Genomic DNA, 1144 nt, shown 5'->3' with positions numbered 1-1144 from the left:
ATCCCCTGCGCCTCGGCACCCGCGATGTCGGTGGCGATGCCGTCGCCCACCGCAAGATACCGCGCGTCGGGGCCCAATCCCATCAGCGCCCGCGCCCGGTCATAGATCGGCGCATGCGGCTTGCCGTAATACAGCGCCGTCCCGCCAAGCGACTGATAGAAATCGGCCAATGCGCCCGCGCAATAGATGCGGGTCTCGCCCATGTCGACGACGATGTCGGGGTTCGCGCACAGCATCGGCAGACCACGGTCGACCGCCCCCTGGAACCGGTCGCGGTAATTTTCGGGCGTTTCGTTCAGCTCGTCGAACGGACCCGAGGCGATGATCCCCTCGGCCTGCTCCAGCGGGACGCGCCGGATGGGCGCCGCATTGCGATGGGCGTCAGGAATGTCGGTAAAGAACCCATGGTCCTTCTCGATCCCGATATGCCAGACGTTCCGCCCGACGGCGCCTGCGAACATCGCGTCCTGCGCCGCGTCGCCGGAACTGACGACCAGATCCCAGGCATCGCGCGGCACGCCCATGCGGTCCAGCTGCGCAATCACGTACTGGTTCGGGCGCGGGGCGTTGGTCATCAGGCAGACCTGGCCACCCTGCGCGCGGAACGCCTGCAGCGCCGCAACCGCAGCCGGAAAGGGCTGCTTGCCGTTGTGCAGGCAGCCCCACAGATCGCAGAACAGCGCGTCATAGCTGGCCGAGACCTCGGCCAGCGACGAAATGATGCGGGTCATCAGACGGCCAGGACCGGAATGATCTGCTTCTTGCGGCTCATGACGCCGGGCAGGACGACGGTGTCACCGGTGACGGTGACGCCAAAGCTGCGCTCGGCCACGAACTTGACATAGTCGTTGGGCACCAGCAGCGTCGCCTGTTCGCGCAGGATGTCGACCACGAACAGCATGACCTCGTCCGCACCATCTTCGGCGGCAACGGCAGGCATGGCGGCGATCAGGGCATCCTTGCGGTCCAGGATCACCTGCGGCGCGGTCGTCTCCAGGACCGAGATGCGCAGCTGCTTGCCGCCCAGTTCGTATTCCTTGCTGTCCATCTTCAGCAGCGCGGCCTCGCTGAAGGCGCTGACATCGGATTTCGCGGCGAACATCTCGGCGGCGAACTCGGCGATGTCGACGCCCAGGTCGGCGGC

The 1144-nt window shown here is 66.3% G+C and carries 2 protein-coding genes; both read right to left on the bottom strand.

Translation table 11 applies throughout. From position 1 onward, the window contains the following. On the bottom strand, nt 1-731 hold a 731-nt coding region (locus TW83_RS18280; RefSeq protein WP_045984212.1), incomplete at its 3' end, for a TIGR01459 family HAD-type hydrolase. Next, nucleotides 731-1144: DHHA2 domain-containing protein (locus TW83_RS18275; protein ID WP_045984211.1), on the bottom strand; the 414-nt coding region annotated here is incomplete at its 5' end. The genes TW83_RS18275 and TW83_RS18280, both read right to left, overlap by 1 nt.

Origin of the sequence: Paracoccus sp. S4493, assembly GCF_000967735.1 — a bacterium.
In the GTDB taxonomy this organism is placed as follows: domain Bacteria; phylum Pseudomonadota; class Alphaproteobacteria; order Rhodobacterales; family Rhodobacteraceae; genus Paracoccus; species Paracoccus marcusii.
This window is presented reverse-complemented; position numbering and strand designations above follow the sequence as displayed.